Raw genomic sequence first — 17,287 nt, 5'->3', positions numbered from 1 at the left:
TTTAGTTGAGCGCGTCGGCGCGGCCATAGCGCCGCTCGACGTAGTCGCTCACGATTTGCTGGAATTCTTGCGCGATGTTCTCGCCGCGCAGCGTCTTCACCTTTTCGCCGTCGATGAACACCGGCGCGGCCGGATTCTCGCCCGAGCCCGGCAGGCTGATGCCGATATTCGCCTGCTTCGATTCGCCCGGACCATTGACGATGCAGCCCATCACCGCGACGTGCATCTGCTCGACGCCGGGATACTGGTCGCGCCACACCGGCATCTGCTGACGCAGGTAGGTCTGGATCTGCGACGCGAGTTCCTGGAACAGCGTGCTCGTGGTGCGGCCGCAGCCGGGGCACGCGATCACCATCGGCGTGAACGACCGGAGGCCCATGGTCTGCAGAATTTCCTGACCGACGATCACTTCGCCTGTGCGCGACGCGCCCGGTTCCGGCGTCAGCGAAATACGGATCGTATCGCCGATGCCCTGCTGCAGCAGAACCGACAGCGCCGCGGTTGACGCGACGATGCCCTTCGAACCCATGCCCGCTTCGGTCAGGCCAAGATGCAGCGCGAAATCGCAACGGCGCGCGAGTTCGCGGTACACGGCAATCAGATCCTGCACGCCGCTGACCTTGCACGACAGGATGATCTGGTCGCGCCCGAGGCCGAGTTCGACCGCACGTTCCGCCGAGCCGATCGCCGACTGGATCAGCGCTTCGTACATCACGCTTTGCGCTTCCCACGGAGTGGCGCGCGAGCCGTTTTCGTCCATCATCTTCGCGAGCAGGTCCTGGTCGAGGCTGCCCCAGTTCACGCCGATGCGCACCGGCTTGTCGTATTTGACCGCCGTCTCGATCATCTGCGCGAACTGCGTGTCGCGCTTCGCGCCGTGCCCGACGTTGCCCGGATTGATCCGGTACTTCGACAGCGATTCCGCGCAGCCCGGATAGTCGCGCAGCAGCAGGTGGCCGTTGTAATGGAAGTCGCCGACGAGCGGCACCATCACGCCCATGCGGTCGAGTTGCTCGCGGATCGCCGGCACGGCCGCCGCCGCTTCCGGCGTATTCACGGTGATACGCACCAGTTCGGACCCGGCTTGCGCCAGTTCCTTGATCTGGATAGCGGTACCGATCACGTCGGCGGTGTCGGTGTTGGTCATCGACTGCACGCGCACCGGCGCATCGCCGCCGATGGTCACGAGCTCGCCGCCCCAGCGGACGTTGACCGCATGCGACTTGCGCCGCATCGCGGGGCCGCCGAACACCGGCTCGTCTGAAACGATCTTGCTACAGGATTGGGATTGAGCGTCGGTTTGCATCGAAAAACCCATTTACGCCGCACGCGCTATGCAAAAACGCAGCGCCTGAATTGAAAAAGCGCCGCGGACCGGTTGACCGCGGCGCATACCGTATCTGTCAAGGCAGCGCAAAGCGCGCCACGTTGCCCTTGGCTGTCGCATATTTCGACGGATCGACCGGCTGGCCGTCGAGCGTCACCGACTCGAGACCCGCCTTGTTGCCGACCGTGACCTTGAACGGACCGACACCCGTCACTTGCTTCGGATCGCCGGCATGCACGAGGCCGGAGAACAGTTCCTTGCCGTTCTTGTCACGCACGCTGAACCAGCTGTCCTGCGTCACGCGCAGCGCGACGACCGCCTCGCCGAGCGCTGGCGTGACCGCCGGTGCCGACGCGTTCGCCACGACCGCCGGTGCATTTGCGCTCTCCATCGCGGCCTGTGCCTGAGCCTGCGAGCCGGCCTTCGGTGCCGCGGCCGCCGGTGCCGGCGTTGCCGCCGTATTCGCTGCCGGGGCCGAGCCCGGCGCGGTGCCAGTGGCAAGCGGAGCCGGCATCGGCGTTGCCGACGCAGACACCGCATTGTCCGCGCTCGCCGCGTTGTCAGCCGTGGCCGCCGCGTCCGGCGCCGATGCCCCTTGCGCCGCCGTCGCCGGACCCTGAGCGACCGCGCCCGAAGCCGCCGTGTCGCTGATAGTCGAACTATTCGCGCTTGCCTTCAGGCGCGCAAGCCACGCGGACGAATCACCGCCGTTAGTGCGCCACATCCCGAGTGCGATGACCGCGACGACGATCGCCGCAATGCCCCACAGCCACGAACGGCTCTTATGCCCGCCGTCACCGAGCGACAGCGAAACCTTGCCGCGCGGCAGATCCTTGCCAGATGACGCCGGCATCGACAGATTCGGCGCCGGCACGCCCTTCTCGCGACGCAGCGCCGCCGTAAAAGGCGCCGGATCGGCGCCCAGCATTTTCGCGTAGCTGCGCACGACGCCGAGTGCGAACGTCGTGTCCGGCAGATGGCTGACGTCGCCCGCCTCGAGCGCGCTCAGCTTGACGACCGACACCTTCAGCCGCGCCGACACGTCCTCGATAGCCCAGCCTTTCGCCTCGCGCAACTGGGTCAAGCGCGCGCCAACCGCTGCCAACGAATCAAGGGCCGGCTGCACGACAGGCTGGACCACCGCCCTTGCAACGGGTGCCGGATGGCCATCGCTCGTGTCTGTCTCGTGCGGCTGCGGGTGCTGCGGCTCACTCATCCCAAATCCTTTCGCGTCGATTCTTTTAATCGTGCGACCGGACGGGCTCGAGCGTCACGTCCAAATCGCAGACCGTTTATAACAAAATGTGCGGCTTTGTGTACCGCTCCCGATCGATTCTGCAAACTTTCTTTTAATCGCCGGTGGCATGCGAGCATTTTTGCGCTCGCGGTACTTTCCGCCGAACGCCGACGCCCTGCCGCCCTCGCGATTACACGGCGTTACACGGCGCGAACCTCGATCACCTTCGCCGCCTTCCCGGTGCGCTCAGCAAGACGCGTGCGGTCTTTCACCGCGCCGGCCAGCTGACCGCAGGCAGCATCGATATCGTCGCCGCGGGTCTTGCGCACAGTGGTGACCACGCCAGCGTCCATCAACACCTGCGCAAACCGCTTGATCTGTTCCGGCTTCGAACGGATAAGGCCCGATTCGGGGAACGGATTGAACGGAATCAGATTGAACTTGCACGGCACGTTACGCGTGACGGCGAGCAACTCGCGCGCGTGCGCCTCGCTGTCGTTCACGCCATCGAGCATGCAGTATTCGAACGTAATGAAATCTCGCGGCGCGACTTTCAGATAGCGCTCGCACGCCGCCATCAGCTCGCGCAGCGGGTACTTTTTGTTGAGCGGCACCAGCACGTCGCGCAGCGCGTCGTTCGAGGCATGCAGCGACACCGCGAGCGCCACGGGCAGATCCGCGCCGAGCCGGTCCATCATCGGTACGACGCCCGAAGTGGACAACGTGACGCGCCGGCGCGACAGGCCGTACGCATTGTCGTCGAGCATCAGGCGCATGGCCGGCGCGACTGCGTCGTAATTGAGCAGCGGCTCGCCCATCCCCATCATCACGACGTTCGTGACGACGCGCTCGCCCTTGCCGTCGCCGCCCATCGCGCGGCCGCCGGCATCACCACGCGATTCGCGCAGCGCAAACTCAGCCATGCGCAACTGGCCGATGATTTCGCCGGTGGTGAGATTGCGGGAGAACCCCTGCTTGCCGGTCGAGCAGAACCGGCAGTTGACCGCACACCCAGCCTGTGACGACACACACAGCGTGCCGCGCGTTTCTTCGGGGATGTAGACGGTTTCAACGGCGTTGCCGTTTCCGACGTCGATCAGCCACTTGCGTGTGCCGTCCGACGAAACGTGGTCGCTGACGACGCCCGGCATCGTGATCGCGGCGCGCCCTTTGAGCTTTTCGCGCAAGGACTTCGCGAGATCGGTCATGCCGTCGAAGTCGGCAGCGTTGTATTGATGAATCCAGCGCTGCAATTGCTTGGCGCGAAACGGTTTCTCGCCCAGGCTGTCGCAATAGGCGACGAGCCCTTGGGCGTCGAGGTCGAGAAGGTTGACGGAGGGACTGCTCGTCATATCGAATCCTGCCATTTCATTGCGAGACTACGTTCATGCAACAAGCTGCATGAATGCCGTGCCCGTTCGCGCCCATTCCTGCTGCTTTTACCTTACTACTTTGCCGTGCAACGCGCGCGATTCATGCGATAAAACAATTCGGCTGCACGAAACGCGCCAGGCGGACACGGCTTACGACCGAGGCCAGTGCCTGACCTCAGCGCGAGGCGCTCAACGCGAGTAGACGTTGACTTGGGGGAAGAAGAATGCGATTTCAATCGCGGCCGTTTCCGGTGCGTCCGAGCCGTGCACCGCGTTGGCGTCGATGCTGTCCGCGAAGTCGGCACGGATCGTGCCCTTTTCTGCCTTCTTCGGGTCAGTCGCACCCATCAGATCACGGTGTTTCAGGATCGCGTTTTCGCCTTCCAGCGCCTGCACGACCACCGGACCCGAGATCATGAATTCGACGAGGTCCTTGAAGAACGGACGTGCTGCGTGCACGGCGTAGAACTTCTCGGCGTCAGCACGCGACAGATGAACCATGCGCGATGCCACGATCTTCAGACCAGCGTTTTCAAAACGGGTATAGATCTGGCCGATCACGTTCTTGGCCACTGCGTCCGGTTTGATAATCGACAGGGTGCGCTCGATCGCCATAAAAGCTCCAAAAAATTAAGAAGTTACAGATTCAAGTGAATCCGCTATTGTAGCATGTTCCCGTGCATCATTGCGATTGAACCCTTACAGCACTGAAAGGATCAAAGCAAAGGGCGCGAAATACTGGTAGCGTAGGCGATGTGGGCGACTGGAGGTATTGAAACTCCGTGCTGCCGCGCTAATCTTACGGATGAACGGTGCGCCCGCCGGCGCTTCGCAAATTGCCGTATCACCATCACGAAACACGCTTCCGAGGTAAGGAGAGATCATGAACGAACATCCGTATATGTTTGGCCGCAACGGCGCGGTCAGCACGGTCGAAACACGCAACCGCGTGCTGCGGAATACCTACTGGCTGCTCGCGCTGTCCATGATTCCGACCGTGCTCGGCGCGTGGGTGGGTCTTGCCACCGGCTTCTCACTGTTTGCCGCCACCAGCCCCGCCATGAGCATGCTGGCATTCTTCGCGATCGCCTTCGGCTTCATGTTCGCGATCCAGCGCACCAAGGACAGCGCCGTCGGCGTCTTCGTACTGCTCGGCTTCACGTTCTTCATGGGGCTGATGCTGTCGCGCATTCTCGCGTTCGTGCTCGGCTTCTCGAACGGCCCGTCGCTGATCATGCTCGCTTTTGGTGGCACCGGTGTGATCTTCGCGGCCATGGCGACCATCGCCACGGTCAGCAAACGTGACTTCTCGGGCCTCGGCAAGTGGCTCTTCATGGGCGTGATCGTGATCCTGCTGGCTTCGGTCGCGAACGTGTTCCTGCAACTGCCGGCGCTGATGCTGACGGTTTCAGTCATGGCAATCGTGATCTTTTCCGTCTACATCATGTTCGACGTGCAGCGCGTCGTGAACGGCGGCGAGACGAATTACATCACGGCGACGCTGGCGATCTACCTGGATCTGTACAACGTGTTCGTCAATCTGCTTGCGCTGCTCGGCATTTTTGGCGGCAACCGCAATTAAGTTTGCCCGGTCGTGCGGCGTGCCCCACGCCGCACTCGACGCTCAAATTAGAAGCCCATAACGATTGCTCGTTATGGGCTTTTTCATTACCTGACCACCCGGCGCATGGCGTGCAGCGCGACCGGACGCCAACCGGGCGCCACAGTCACACCGTCAACCACGCGAAACCTTCGCTCTGCGACGCAACCACCACCTCCGTGGGAGCCGCGTCAAGCACGCCCGCCAGCGCCGCCTGCGCAAGTTCCGGCAGATTGTTCTGCTGGCTCAGATGCGCCGCGACCAGATGCCGCAAGCGCGAGCGGTCGAGCGACGCCAGGATTTCAGCCGCCGCGTGATTGTTCAGATGCCCGTGATTGCCGCCGATACGCGCCTTCAGCGACGGCGGGTAACGACTGCCCGCGAGCATCTGCACGTCATGATTGCATTCGAGCACGAGCGCGTCGCAGCCACTCAGCACCGCGCTGATATGCGGCGTGGACGTGCCCACGTCGGTGAGCACGCCAAGCCGGCTCGCGCCGTTCGAGAACACGTATTGGAGCGGTTCGCGGGCGTCGTGCGGAACGGTATAAGGGAGAACGCTGAGCTCTCCGATCGATACCGCCTCGTCGCCCCACAGCACCTGCAGGTCAACATCGGCTTCGTCGGCGCCCACCGCGCGCGCGGTGCCCCAGCTCATGTACAGCGGAATCGACCACTTGCGCGCCAGCGTCAATGCGCTGCCGATGTGATCGCTATGTTCATGCGTAATCAGGATCGCGTCGAGGTGCTCGGCACTCGCGCCGAGCCGCGTCAGACGCCGCTCGACTTCGCGCGCGGAAAAACCGCAATCGAGCAGCACACGCGTGGTGACCGCACCGCTGCGCGCCTCCACCAGCAGCGCATTGCCTTCACTGCCGCTGCCGAGACTTGCGAAGCGCACGACCCGCCTTAGTTCAGTTGCGCGTGCAGCAGCGACACGATGCGCTGCGCGTCCGACGACGTGTCGATCTGCCCATTCGCGTCGACGACCGCGACCTGCGTCACCGCGTCGCCCTTCGCGCGCACGTTGACGAGGAATTCCTGGCCCGGCTTGCGCGTCGAATTGCCGCTGTAGAACAGTTTGCCGAACAGGCCTTCCTTCTTCAGTTCCTGCATCGAATCCGCGTAGCGCACGTAGTAGATGCCCTTCTCGCGATCGCGGTTGTCGACCGTAAAGTTGGTGCGATCGAGCGCGAGGCCCACACGCAGCCAGGCACGGTCGAACGACTCCTGCAGATCGAGCGTCGACGCACCCGCACTCTGCTCGATCGTGGTCGGCGCGGCGGCGGTGCGCGCGTCGGTCAGCAGCTGCTTCGATTGTGCTTCAGTCAGGCCGAACTTCTGCATCAGCTTGGCGAGAAACAGCGCCTCGAGCGCCGGATCACGCGGACGCTCTTCCCAGCGCGAAGACGTCTTGTCCTGCCCGGTCATCACCTCTTCCATCGCGCTGTGCGTGATCGAGATATCGGTCGCGCTGTCCGGACCGCGCGATACCAGCGTGCGGAAACTGTCGCGGGTGCCCGACGAATAGGCGAAGTCGATGACCTTGCCGACCGTGCGGCGGAACCAGTCGTCCGGAATGTTCGCGCGGTTTTCCGCCCAGTCGGTCGTCATGATGCCGGTGGCCGGCGCATCGGTCTTCAGCACGAAGCCGTTTTCCTGCCAGAACTCCTGCAGCTGCGGCCAGAGCTGTTCCGGGGAACGGCCGTCTACCACCAGCCAGCGACGGTCGCCGTCGCGCTCGATATGCATGCCGAGCGGATCCTGCGCGTTCGGCTGACCTTCGGTTGCGTTGCCGGCCGCCGTGACAGCGCGCGTCGGCGTGCCACCAAGCGCCAGATTGGCCGGCGGTGCCACATAGCGCTGGTCGTTCGGCGACGTGCTCAGATCGCTCGGCACGGCGAGCGGCGGCGCGCTCGAGGTCGCCTTGTAGTTGACGCGGTCGGAAGCGAACCAGTCGTTCAGCGTGTCACAGCCGGCGAGCGTCGACAGGGCAAGCGCCAGCGCCGCCATGCGGGTTGCGTGGAGGGAAAGTGCGGAACGTTTCATGAGGTCCTTCGTGATGCTGGAACGCGATGCCTCGTTCGATCTGCCGGGAACGTGGGCTGAAGCGACGTCGGTTAATGAAATGCCGGTGGCGGTCTTGCGTGGGCGGCGGGACGGTCGGCCCGTTCAGCCGAGCAGGCCCGCTTCGCGCAGCGCGCCGCGCACCACTTCGTGGTATTGCGCATCGAGCGGCGTGAGCGGCAGGCGGATGCCGCCCTGCACACGCCCCAGTTGCTGCAGCGCCCACTTCGCCGGAATCGGATTCGCTTCGGCAAACAGGTACTTGTGCAGTGACAGGAGTTTCAGATGAATGTCGCGCGCGGTCTTCACGTCCGCAGCGAGCGCGGCCTTGCACAGTTCGCTCATTGCGCGCGGCGCGACGTTCGCGGTGACCGAAATATTGCCGTGACCGCCGAGCAGCATCAGCGCGATCGCGGTGGGGTCGTCGCCGCTGTAGATGCCGAAATGCGCCGGCGCCGACTTGATCAGATGCGCGGCGCGGTCGATGTTGCCCGTGGCCTCCTTCACGCCGACGATGCCCGGCACCTGCGCGCAGCGCAGGATGGTCTCGTTGCTCATGTCGGCGACGGTGCGGCCCGGCACGTTGTACAGAATCACCGGCAGATCGACGGTTTCGGCGATCTTCGCGAAATGGCGGTAAATGCCTTCCTGGGTCGGCTTGTTGTAGTACGGCACGACCTGCAGCGTGGCATCCGCGCCGACGTCCTTCGCGTGTTGCGTGAGTTCGATCGCCTCAGCGGTGGCATTGGCACCCGCGCCCGCGATGACAGGAATGCGTCCAGCGGTGTGCTCGACTGCGGTCTTGACCATCAGCACGTGTTCTTCGACCGACAGCGTGGCCGACTCGCCGCTCGTGCCGACCACGACGAGCGCATTCGTGCCTTCCTCGACGTGCCAGTCGATCAGTTTGCGAAACGCCGGCAGATCGAGGCTGCCGTCTTCGAGCATCGGAGTGATGATGGCAGGAATGCTGCCGCGGATCTGAACGCCGTCCTGGTGACCGCTGTGGTTGCCGTTAGTCATGAAACGCCATGAATATGATCAGGTAAACCGCGATTGTAGCGGATTAGCCAGCCAACTCGTAACAAGGTGGCGCTGTTGCCCGTGCGGGATCATGCGCCCGGGCCGTTTCCCGAACCGCGCAGATGCGCTGAACGTAGGCCGGACGCGGCTCGGCGAGAAATCCGTCCTGAAATGCGATCACCCGCAGGTGGCCCCGCACGGTGTCGAGCAGCTCGCCAGGCGCGAGCAAAAACGCCGGATTGGAGGGTTTGCCGACGCTTTCGTTTCCTTGCGCGAAGGTCTCGTAAACCAGTACGCCGCCGGGCGCGAGCGCGCGCAGCAACTGCGGAAAAAGCGGCCGGTGCAGGTAGTTGGTGACCACGACGGCGGCGAACGCCGCATCGGCCGGTAGTGGCCACGTCGCGCCTTCGAGATCGGCCACGAGAGGTGTGACGAGCGGCGCGTCGCGCAGCAGGTCGAGAGCAGCCGCGTCGCGATCGATCGCGGTGACCGGATGGCCGAGCGACGCAAAAAAGCGCGCATGCCGCCCGGCCCCCGACGCGACGTCGAGCACCGCGCCGCCCGGCGCGATCAGGTGCGCCCAGTGACGCACCCAGCGCGACGGTTCACCGAGGCCATGCAAGCCACTGGTAACGGGCGTGCTCATCGCAGCACCGCGGTGCGTCGGGTGCGCATCAGTTGTACGACAGCCCCATCGCCTCACGGACGTCGCGCATCGTTTCGGTCGCGAACCGGCGTGCCTTGTCGCAGCCATCGGCGACGATCGCGCGCAACAGCGACGGGTCGTCCATGTACTTCTGCGCGCGCTCGAGCATCGGCTGCTGCTCGCGCAGAATCCCTTCGACGACCGGCTGCTTGCAATCGAGGCAACCGATGCCTGCCGAGCGGCAGCCCTTCTGCACCCACTCGTGGGTCGCTTCGTCGGTATAGACCTGATGCAACTGCCACACCGGGCACTTGTCGGGATCGCCCGGATCGGTGCGGCGCACGCGCGCGGGGTCGGTCGGCATCGTGCGGACCTTCTTCGTGATGGTTTCCGCGTCTTCGCGCAGGCCGATCGTGTTGCCGTACGACTTCGACATCTTCTGGCCGTCGAGACCCGGCATGCGCGACGCCTCGGTCAGCATCGCCTGCGGCTCGACGAGGATGATCTTGCGCGAACCTTCGAGATAGCCGAACAGGCGCTCGCGATCGCTCATCGACAGGCTTTGCGATTCCTGCAGCATCGCCCGCGCGCGTTCGAGCGCTTCGTCGTCGCCTTCCTGCTGATACGCGTTGCGCAACTCGTGATACAGCTTCGAGCGCTTGCCGCCGAGCTTCTTCGCGGCTTCGTTCGCCTTCTCCTCGAAGCCCGGCTCACGGCCGTACAGGTAGTTGAAACGACGGGCGATTTCGCGCGTCATCTCGACGTGCGGCACCTGGTCTTCACCGACCGGCACGAGCGAGCCGCGATAAAGCAGAATGTCCGCCGCCATCAGCACCGGATAGCCGAGGAAGCCGTAGGTGGACAGGTCCTTGTCCTTCAGCTTTTCCATCTGCTCCTTGTAGGTCGGCACGCGTTCGAGCCAGCCGAGCGGCGTGCTCATGCCGAGCAGCAGCGCCAGTTCGGCATGCTCGGGCACCTTGCTCTGGATGAACAGCGTCGCCTGCGCCGGATCGATGCCGGAAGCGAGCCAGTCGATCAGCACGTCCCACACGTTCTTTTCGATCACTTCGGGCGTTTCGTAGTGCGTCGTCAGTGCGTGCCAGTCGACCACGCAGAAGAAGCACGGGTATTCGGACTGCAGCCGCACCCAGTTTTTCAGCACGCCGTGATAGTGGCCGAGGTGCAACGACCCGGTGGGCCGCATGCCGGAGAAGATACGGTCTGGGAACATGGTTATTTAGAAAAGCGAAACAAGTGGAGTCAGAATTGCGGTGATCGCGCTATACCCGAGCGTCACGAGTGGCCTCAACCAGAAACGCGTGAGCGTACCCGTCATCACCAGCGCCATCACGATGAAAAAGCCGTACGGCTCGAGCCGCGACAACGCGATCGATTGCTTCGGCGGCAACAGGGCCATCACCACGCGGCCGCCATCGAGCGGCGGCAGCGGAAACAGGTTCAGCACGCCGAGCACGAGATTGACGCCGACGCCCGCGCCCGCCATGCGCGTGAAAAACGGTTCGTTGACATTGAGCCCCGCGAGCGCAACGCCGAACACGCCCCAGAACAGCGCCTGGATGAAATTGCACATGGGCCCGGCCGCCGCGACCCATAGGCTGCCCCAGCGCGGGTTGCGCAGATTGCCGAACGCGACCGGCACCGGCTTCGCATAGCCGAACACGAACGCGCCGCTCGTCGCGAAGTACAGCAGCAGCGGAATGGCGATCGTGCCGAGCGGATCGATGTGCCGCATCGGGTTCAGCGACACGCGGCCGAGCACGTACGCGGTGTTGTCGCCGAGCCAGCGCGCGACGTAGCCGTGCGCAGCCTCGTGCAGCGTAATCGCGAAGATCACCGGCAGCGCGTACACCGCAATCGTCTGTATCAGGGAAGAATCCATAGCTCGCTATTGTAACAATGCGCTCGCGCGTGTCTGTCCGCTTTCGCTCACGACGCTCACGCCGTTTCCTCGAGACCGAACGGCGCGAGCGAGCCGCGCCCTGCCCGGACCAGCACCGGCTCCGAGCCGGTCAGATCGATTACGGTGGACGGCTCGCACACGCACGCGCCGCCGTCGATCACCAGATCGAGCTGCTTTTCGAGCCGCGCGCGGATTTCCTCGGGGTCGTTCAGCGGCTCGGTTTCGCCGGGCATGATCAGTGTCGAGCCGAGCAGCGGCTGGCCAAGCTCCTCGAGAATCGCGAGCGTGATCGCGTGATCCGGCACGCGCAGGCCGATCGTCTTGCGCGACGGATGCGACACGCGCCGCGGCACTTCCTTGGTGGCCTGCAGCACGAACACGTACGGACCCGGGGTCACCGACTTAAGCAGCCTGTACTGCCAGTTGTCCACCATAGCAAAATTGGCGAGCTCCGACAGATCACGCACGAGCAGCGACAGTAGTTGCTTTTCGTCGAGTCCGCGGATGCGCCGCAGGCGTTCGACCGCATCCTTGTCGTCCAGACGGCAGGCGAGCGCGTAGGTCGAATCGGTCGGCAAGGCGACCACGCCGCCGCCGTTGATGATTTGCACGGCCTGCTTGACGAGACGCGGTTGCGGATTGTCGGGGTGAAGCCGAAAGTATTGGGACATGGAGACTCACGATGGCGGCAGACGAACTGCGGCGGATGGGCTGCGGCGAGCAGAGCGCGTGCCGCATCCAGCCGGCCCGCGCGTGCGCCGTGCCGCTCCGGCACGGCGCGCGGTCACAGCCAGCGTTCCCAAACGGGCTTCAGATCGGCGGGTAGCGGCGGCAGTGCACCGAGTTCGATGCGGCCTTCGCCAGGCGCATGGAAGTCGGAACCGCGCGAGGCCTCGAAGCCATAGCGACGCGCGACGACCGCATATTCGCGGTACTGGTCGGGCGTGTGGCTGCCGGTCACGACCTCGATCGCCTCGCCGCCGAGGTCGATGAATTCGCCAAAGAACGCGTCGAATTCGAGTTGCGAATATGCGTAACGACCGGGATGCGCGACGATCGCGACGCCGCCCGCGGCCTGGATCCAGCCGAGTGCGTCGGCGAGCCTGGCCCAGCGGTGCGCGACGTAAGCCGGCTTGCCGTCGCCGAGATAGCGGTCGAACACTTCCTGGGTGTTTGCGCAGTGGCCGTGCTCGACCAGGAAGCGCGCGAAATGCGTGCGCGACATCATGTCAGGATTCGACACGTAATGCAGCGCGCCCTCGTACGCGTCTGGAATGCCGAGCGTGGCCAGTTGCTCGCCGATTGCTTCGGCGCGCGCGGCGCGGCCGTCGCGCGTGCGGGCGAGACCGTCGATCAGGATCTGGCTGCCCGGATCGATGCCGAGTCCGACGATGTGCACGGTGCGCCCCGCCCACGTGACCGAAATCTCGACGCCGCTCAGGTAATCCATGCCGAGAGCCTCGGCCGCGGTGCGCGCCTCGTGCTGGCCGCCCACTTCGTCGTGATCGGTGAGCGCCCACAGCGTCACGCCGTTAGCGTGCGCGCGGCGCGCGACGTCGGCCGGCGCGAACTGGCCGTCGGAAACGGTGGAGTGGCAGTGAAGATCGGCGTTCATCGTGGTCCTGGAAGGGTTCTGCGGTCATTTTACTGCAATGCAGTAAGGGGCCGCAGGGGTATCTCGCGACGCCAGTGCCGGTTGCCGGCGTGCCGCGAGGTCAAGACCAGTCAGCGCCGATCCCGCGACCTCCGGGCGACCCACGAGCGCCGTTTCAAACGTAGCTTCAGGCGCGGTGTCAGGCGCAGAACCCCTCGATCAACGCGGCGATCTGCTCCGGCTGGTCGTGATGCACCATGTGCCCCGCGCCGTCGACGATCTTCTCGCGCCAATCGGGAAACGCCTGGAAACGCGCCTTGAATTCGTCGAGCGGAATGTCGCCGGCGATCTGCGCGAGCGTCGACGAGCCGGCGGCCTCGACGTGCAGCACCTTCGCGCTGACCTTACGCCACACCGCCATCACCTCGTCGAGGCGATACAGCGTCGGGCCGCGGACCTTGTGCGCTGGATCCGCGAGCAGCATGAAGCGCCCTTCGCCATCCGGCTTCGACCAGTGCTGCGCGAGAAATTGCGCACGCCGCGGAACGAGGCGCGGATTGGTTTTGATCAGGCGCGCGGCGACCTCGTCGAGCGACGCGTAGCGCCTGAGCTGCGGTGGATCGCGCAATTCGTCGAGCCAGTTGAGCAGGCGCTTCGGCGCCTGCGCCGAATGCGATGGCGCGAGCCCGAAGCCTTCCAGATCGACCACGCGCCGTACCCGCTGCGGCCGCACGCCCGCATACAGGCACACGACGTTCGCGCCCATGCTGTGACCGACGAGGTTCACCTGGCCGTCGGGCGCGTAGTGGTCGATCAGCGCGTCGAGATCGCCGAGATAGTCCTGCACCCAGTAGCTGCCGCCGCCGCGCTCGGCGACCGGCCAGTCGGACAGACCGAAGCCGCGCATGTCGGGCGCGATCACCTGCCAGTCGCCACCGAGCGCATCGACGACGAACTGGAACGACGCGCCGACGTCCATCCAGCCGTGCAGCATGAACAGTGTCCGCGCATCGGGATGGCCCCAGCGCCGCACGTGCAGCCGGACGCCGCGCGCGGCAACGAACTCAGAACGGGATGTATTCATGAACGGCGCACCCGTAAAAAAGAATGGTCGTTCGATTATAGGAACAGCGGCGCAAGAAGTGGTAACGGTTTATTGACGCGATGCTCGGTCGTCCGTTGCCTGCATGGCTTGCTGCGCATCCTGACTCGCGAGCGCGGCGAGTTCGGCATCGTCGAAACCAGCGTCGCGGCGCGCTTCGAAATTGAACGGGCCACGCAGTTTCGGCGCGTGATACTGGTCGGCGAGACGCAGATAGGTGTGGTGCGGATCGAGGCCGTCCGCGTCGCACAGGTGACGGAACCAGCGGTTGCCGATCAGCACGTGGCCGATTTCATCGCGCAGGATCACGTCGAGAATCGCCGCCGACGCGTGATCGCCGGCCTGCTGCAGACGCGCGCGGATCGGCGGCGACGCGTCGAGGCCGCGCGCTTCGAGCGTACGCGGCACGAGCGCCATGCGCGCGAGCACGTCGCCACGGGTGCGCTCGCACATGTCCCATAGGCCGCCGTGCGCCGGGAAGTCGCCGTACGCGTGGCCATATTCGGCGAGACGCGCGGCGAGCAGCGAGTAGTGATACGCCTCTTCGGCGGTAACTTTGAGCCAGTCGGTATAGAACCCGGCGGGCATGCCGGGGAAACGCCAGACGGCGTCGAGCGCCAGATTGATCGCATTGAACTCGATGTGCGCGAGCGCGTGGAGCAGCACCGCGCGGCCCTGCGGCGACTGCATGCTGCGTCGACCGAGTTGGCGCGGTTCGACCAGTTCGGGCCGTTCGGGGCGGCCCGGCAGGCCAGCGGGCTCGGCGAGATCGAGGCCGGAGTCACAGAGAGCGCGACCGTCGAGTACCGCAGCGTACAACTCGGTGGCCGCCGCGGCCTTCGCGGCCGGATCCCGCTCGCGCAACGCGGCGAGCGCGGCGCGGCGCGCGCACGGCGGCTCGTCGAGAGAATTCGATGCGCGAGAAGCGACAGAAACGGGCGAAGCAGCGGACGTCATGACAAACGGATCGGCGTTGGAGGCGGTAAAGACGGCGGACAGACGGCGGCTGAGCCGCGCGCGAGCGGCCAAGCGGCTCATGCACACAACCGTTTACAATACCCGATTCGACCAACCGGCGCGCTTTCGGGCACGCCCGTCAGTTGGCGACGCAAGACCGCCAACCTCGCACCGCGCCGGCTGCGCGCCGCCCCGCCCATGCGTGGCAACCGATCAGACCATCATCGTGCACAGGATCGGAGTCACCGAAGGCCCGGCTCTGACCAACAAGGAGACATTGTGACGATTTACAAGCTGGGCGAAGCCGCCCCGATCATTCATGAAAGCGTGTTCGTCGCGGATTCGGCGAACATCATCGGCAACGTAACGCTCGAGGAGAACGCGAGCGTGTGGTTCGGCGCGACACTGCGCGGCGACAACGAGCCGATCACGATCGGCGCCGGCAGCAACGTGCAGGAAAGCGCGGTGCTGCACACCGACCCCGGCTATCCGCTGACGGTCGAGTCGAACGTGACGATCGGCCATCAGGCGATGCTGCACGGCTGCACGATCAAGGAAGGCGCGTTGATCGGAATTCAGGCGGTGGTCTTGAATGGCGCGGTGATCGGCCGCAACTGTCTGGTCGGAGCGGGCGCCATCGTCACCGAGGGCAAGGTGTTTCCCGACAATACGCTGATCCTCGGCGCGCCCGCGAAGGCGGTGCGCGAACTGACGCAAGCGGATATCGCCAACATACAGCGCGGCGCGGCAAGCTATGCCGGGCGCCGCGAGTATTTCAAGGCGCAGCTCGTACGCATCGGCTAGACGGCCGGCGCGCGGTGCGCAAAGGCGCGGCGTCATGCCGCGTCATTCCAGTGAGGAAAAGTTGTGAGCGACCAGTTGCAAAAATTCATGTTCAGCGCGGCGCCGGTGCGCGGCGAGATCGTTTCCCTGCGCAATACCTGGCAGGACGTGCTGACGCGCCGCGATTATCCGGCGCCCGTGCGAACGATTCTGGGCGAAATGATGGCCGCGTGCGCGCTGCTGTCGGCGAACCTGAAGTTCGACGGCACGCTCGTCATGCAGATTTTCGGCGATGGCCCGGTCAAGATGCTGGTCGTGCAGTGCAGCTCGAACCTGACGATGCGCGCCACCGCGAAGCTGTCCGGCGAAGCCGCCCATACGATCGACGACACGACCTCGCTCATCGATCTGGTGAACGCGAGCGGCTACGGCCGCTGCGTGATCACGCTCGACCCGACCGCCAAGCAGCCCGGCCAGCAGCCGTACCAGAGTATCGTGCCGCTGTCGGGCGTGGACGGAGCGCTGAAGTCGATCGCCGAGGTGCTCGAGCACTATATGCATCACTCCGAGCAGCTCGACACGCGCATGTGGCTCGCGGCGAACACCGAGCGCGCGGTCGGCATGCTGCTGCAGAAACTGCCGGGCGACGGCGGCATCGTCCCGCATCCGGGCGAGCTCGACGCGGATACGTGGGAACGCGTGTGCACGCTCGGCGGCACGCTGTCGCACGACGAGCTGCTGAAGGAAGAACCTGAGACGGTGTTCCGACGCCTGTTCTGGCAGGAAAACGTCCAGCATTTCGAGCCGGTTACCGCGCGCTTCGAATGCACGTGCTCGCGCGAAAAAGTCGGCGCGATGCTGAAGATGCTTGGCCGCGATGAAGTCGACAGCGTGATCGAGGAACGCGGCCACGTCGAGATTCACTGCGAGTTTTGTAATCAGCGCTACGAGTTCGACCCGGTCGACGTCGCGCAACTTTTCGTGGCCGGCGGACTCTCACAGGGTGTGACGCCGGCGGCCGCGCAGCGGCACTAGACCGCGCTTTCGCCGAAGCGGAGTACGTGCCCGTGAACTGATCGCGCTCTTCAACGAAGTCCTGACCGCGCCGCCCCATGCCTCGTCACGGCTCGGGCGGCGCGTTGCTTTTGAGCGCGGCGTTGATACTTTGGAAGGATGCGGCGCTGCGCGTTGGAAGACGCTTGCTCGAGCCTCGGACCGATGGAGATTCGACCATGAAGCACACGCTTTCGTTGATCCTTGCCGTCCTCACGGGCAGCGCGGTGCTGGCCGGCTGCTCGATCGATCCGCGTGGCCCAGCGCCGATTCTGAGCCGTCTGCCGCCCGATCAGGCCGAAGCCATCAGTCATACGCAGACGCTGACACCGGAGGAACGCGCGCGCTATGACGCGATCGAGCAACAGGTCATGTTCGAACAGAATCAGACGATGGCCGCGGACGCCGCCGCGCAAGCCTGGTCGCGCTACTACTCGCGTTCGCCGCCCGTGAGGTTTTCCGCGGGCTTCTCGAGCGGCGGCTGGGGACGTGGCTGGGGAACCGGGATCGGCGTCGGGTTCGGGCCGTATTGGGGCTGGTAGGGCGAACACGGCAGCATAAAAACAAAAAAGCGCGGTTCAGGATGAACCGCGCTTTTTTTGCG

Annotated in this window: 18 protein-coding genes; 4 read left to right on the top strand and 14 right to left on the bottom strand. The window is 64.8% G+C overall.

Going from position 1 to position 17,287, the window contains the following annotated elements:
- Nucleotide 1 precedes the first annotated feature (1 nt).
- The 4 genes from ispG to ndk all read right to left on the bottom strand — a co-directional run bounded on the left by ispG (nt 2) and on the right by ndk (nt 4,552).
- Entirely contained in the window at nt 2-1,318 is a 1,317-nt protein-coding gene (gene ispG / locus OKW39_RS20040) for a flavodoxin-dependent (E)-4-hydroxy-3-methylbut-2-enyl-diphosphate synthase (RefSeq protein WP_090800733.1), read from the bottom strand.
- Nucleotides 1,319-1,403: 85 nt separating this feature from the next.
- Complete coding sequence (locus OKW39_RS20035; RefSeq protein WP_429363673.1) at nt 1,404-2,543, bottom strand: helix-turn-helix domain-containing protein; 1,140 nt, start codon at nt 2,541-2,543, stop codon at nt 1,404-1,406.
- A gap of 221 nt (nt 2,544-2,764) precedes the next feature.
- Nucleotides 2,765-3,916 (bottom strand): 23S rRNA (adenine(2503)-C(2))-methyltransferase RlmN, encoded by a 1,152-nt coding sequence (rlmN, locus tag OKW39_RS20030; protein ID WP_429563347.1) that lies wholly within the window; start codon nt 3,914-3,916, stop codon nt 2,765-2,767.
- A gap of 210 nt (nt 3,917-4,126) precedes the next feature.
- The gene (gene ndk, locus OKW39_RS20025; RefSeq protein ID WP_090800738.1) at nt 4,127-4,552 is read right to left on the bottom strand and encodes a nucleoside-diphosphate kinase; all 426 of its coding nucleotides are present in this window, start codon (nt 4,550-4,552) and stop codon (nt 4,127-4,129) included.
- 268 nt (nt 4,553-4,820) lie between these two features.
- On the opposite strand from ndk, the gene OKW39_RS20020 reads away from it, so the two are divergent.
- Nucleotides 4,821-5,519 (top strand): Bax inhibitor-1/YccA family protein, encoded by a 699-nt coding sequence (locus OKW39_RS20020; protein ID WP_090800739.1) that lies wholly within the window; start codon nt 4,821-4,823, stop codon nt 5,517-5,519.
- Nucleotides 5,520-5,664: 145 nt separating this feature from the next.
- On the opposite strand, the gene OKW39_RS20015 is transcribed toward OKW39_RS20020, so the two are convergent.
- The 10 genes from OKW39_RS20015 to OKW39_RS19970 all read right to left on the bottom strand — a co-directional run bounded on the left by OKW39_RS20015 (nt 5,665) and on the right by OKW39_RS19970 (nt 14,847).
- Nucleotides 5,665-6,438 carry an MBL fold metallo-hydrolase gene (locus OKW39_RS20015; RefSeq protein ID WP_090800741.1) on the bottom strand — a complete coding sequence of 258 codons (774 nt, stop codon included), beginning with the start codon at nt 6,436-6,438 and terminating at the stop codon, nt 5,665-5,667.
- An 8-nt stretch (nt 6,439-6,446) separates the two neighbouring features.
- Entirely contained in the window at nt 6,447-7,586 is a 1,140-nt protein-coding gene (gene bamC, locus OKW39_RS20010; RefSeq protein ID WP_090800743.1) for an outer membrane protein assembly factor BamC, read from the bottom strand.
- A gap of 123 nt (nt 7,587-7,709) precedes the next feature.
- A complete protein-coding gene (gene dapA, locus OKW39_RS20005; RefSeq protein ID WP_429363669.1) occupies nt 7,710-8,627 on the bottom strand; it encodes a 4-hydroxy-tetrahydrodipicolinate synthase in 918 nt (305 codons plus the stop codon).
- Between the two features lie 43 nt (nt 8,628-8,670).
- Nucleotides 8,671-9,273, bottom strand: coding sequence for a class I SAM-dependent methyltransferase (locus tag OKW39_RS20000; protein WP_090800746.1), 603 nt, complete (start codon nt 9,271-9,273; stop codon nt 8,671-8,673).
- A gap of 28 nt (nt 9,274-9,301) precedes the next feature.
- The gene (locus OKW39_RS19995) at nt 9,302-10,504 is read right to left on the bottom strand and encodes a tryptophan--tRNA ligase (RefSeq protein WP_090800748.1); all 1,203 of its coding nucleotides are present in this window, start codon (nt 10,502-10,504) and stop codon (nt 9,302-9,304) included.
- Between the two features lie 6 nt (nt 10,505-10,510).
- A complete protein-coding gene (locus OKW39_RS19990) occupies nt 10,511-11,173 on the bottom strand; it encodes a site-2 protease family protein (protein ID WP_090800750.1) in 663 nt (220 codons plus the stop codon).
- Nucleotides 11,174-11,229: 56 nt separating this feature from the next.
- Complete coding sequence (locus tag OKW39_RS19985; protein WP_090800752.1) at nt 11,230-11,865, bottom strand: L-threonylcarbamoyladenylate synthase; 636 nt, start codon at nt 11,863-11,865, stop codon at nt 11,230-11,232.
- 113 nt (nt 11,866-11,978) lie between these two features.
- The gene (locus OKW39_RS19980; protein WP_429363666.1) at nt 11,979-12,809 is read right to left on the bottom strand and encodes a 3',5'-nucleoside bisphosphate phosphatase; all 831 of its coding nucleotides are present in this window, start codon (nt 12,807-12,809) and stop codon (nt 11,979-11,981) included.
- 178 nt (nt 12,810-12,987) lie between these two features.
- The gene (locus OKW39_RS19975) at nt 12,988-13,872 is read right to left on the bottom strand and encodes an alpha/beta fold hydrolase (RefSeq protein WP_429563346.1); all 885 of its coding nucleotides are present in this window, start codon (nt 13,870-13,872) and stop codon (nt 12,988-12,990) included.
- A gap of 69 nt (nt 13,873-13,941) precedes the next feature.
- On the bottom strand, nt 13,942-14,847 hold the full coding sequence (locus OKW39_RS19970) for a ferritin-like domain-containing protein (protein WP_429563505.1): 906 nt from the start codon (nt 14,845-14,847) through the stop codon (nt 13,942-13,944).
- Between the two features lie 279 nt (nt 14,848-15,126).
- Between OKW39_RS19970 and OKW39_RS19965 the strand changes: the two genes are divergently transcribed.
- The 3 genes from OKW39_RS19965 to OKW39_RS19955 all read left to right on the top strand — a co-directional run bounded on the left by OKW39_RS19965 (nt 15,127) and on the right by OKW39_RS19955 (nt 17,225).
- Nucleotides 15,127-15,651, top strand: coding sequence for a gamma carbonic anhydrase family protein (locus OKW39_RS19965; protein ID WP_090800758.1), 525 nt, complete (start codon nt 15,127-15,129; stop codon nt 15,649-15,651).
- Nucleotides 15,652-15,714: 63 nt separating this feature from the next.
- Nucleotides 15,715-16,665 carry an Hsp33 family molecular chaperone HslO gene (hslO, locus tag OKW39_RS19960; RefSeq protein WP_090800759.1) on the top strand — a complete coding sequence of 317 codons (951 nt, stop codon included), beginning with the start codon at nt 15,715-15,717 and terminating at the stop codon, nt 16,663-16,665.
- Nucleotides 16,666-16,862: 197 nt separating this feature from the next.
- Entirely contained in the window at nt 16,863-17,225 is a 363-nt protein-coding gene (locus OKW39_RS19955) for a hypothetical protein (protein WP_090800761.1), read from the top strand.
- The last annotated feature ends 62 nt before the right edge of the window (nt 17,226-17,287 follow it).

It is taken from the genome of Paraburkholderia sp. MM6662-R1 (genome assembly GCF_050436245.1).
Classification (GTDB): Bacteria; Pseudomonadota; Gammaproteobacteria; order Burkholderiales; family Burkholderiaceae; genus Paraburkholderia; species Paraburkholderia tuberum.
Note: the sequence above shows the minus strand (reverse complement) of the source record. Positions and strands in the feature narration are given on the sequence as shown.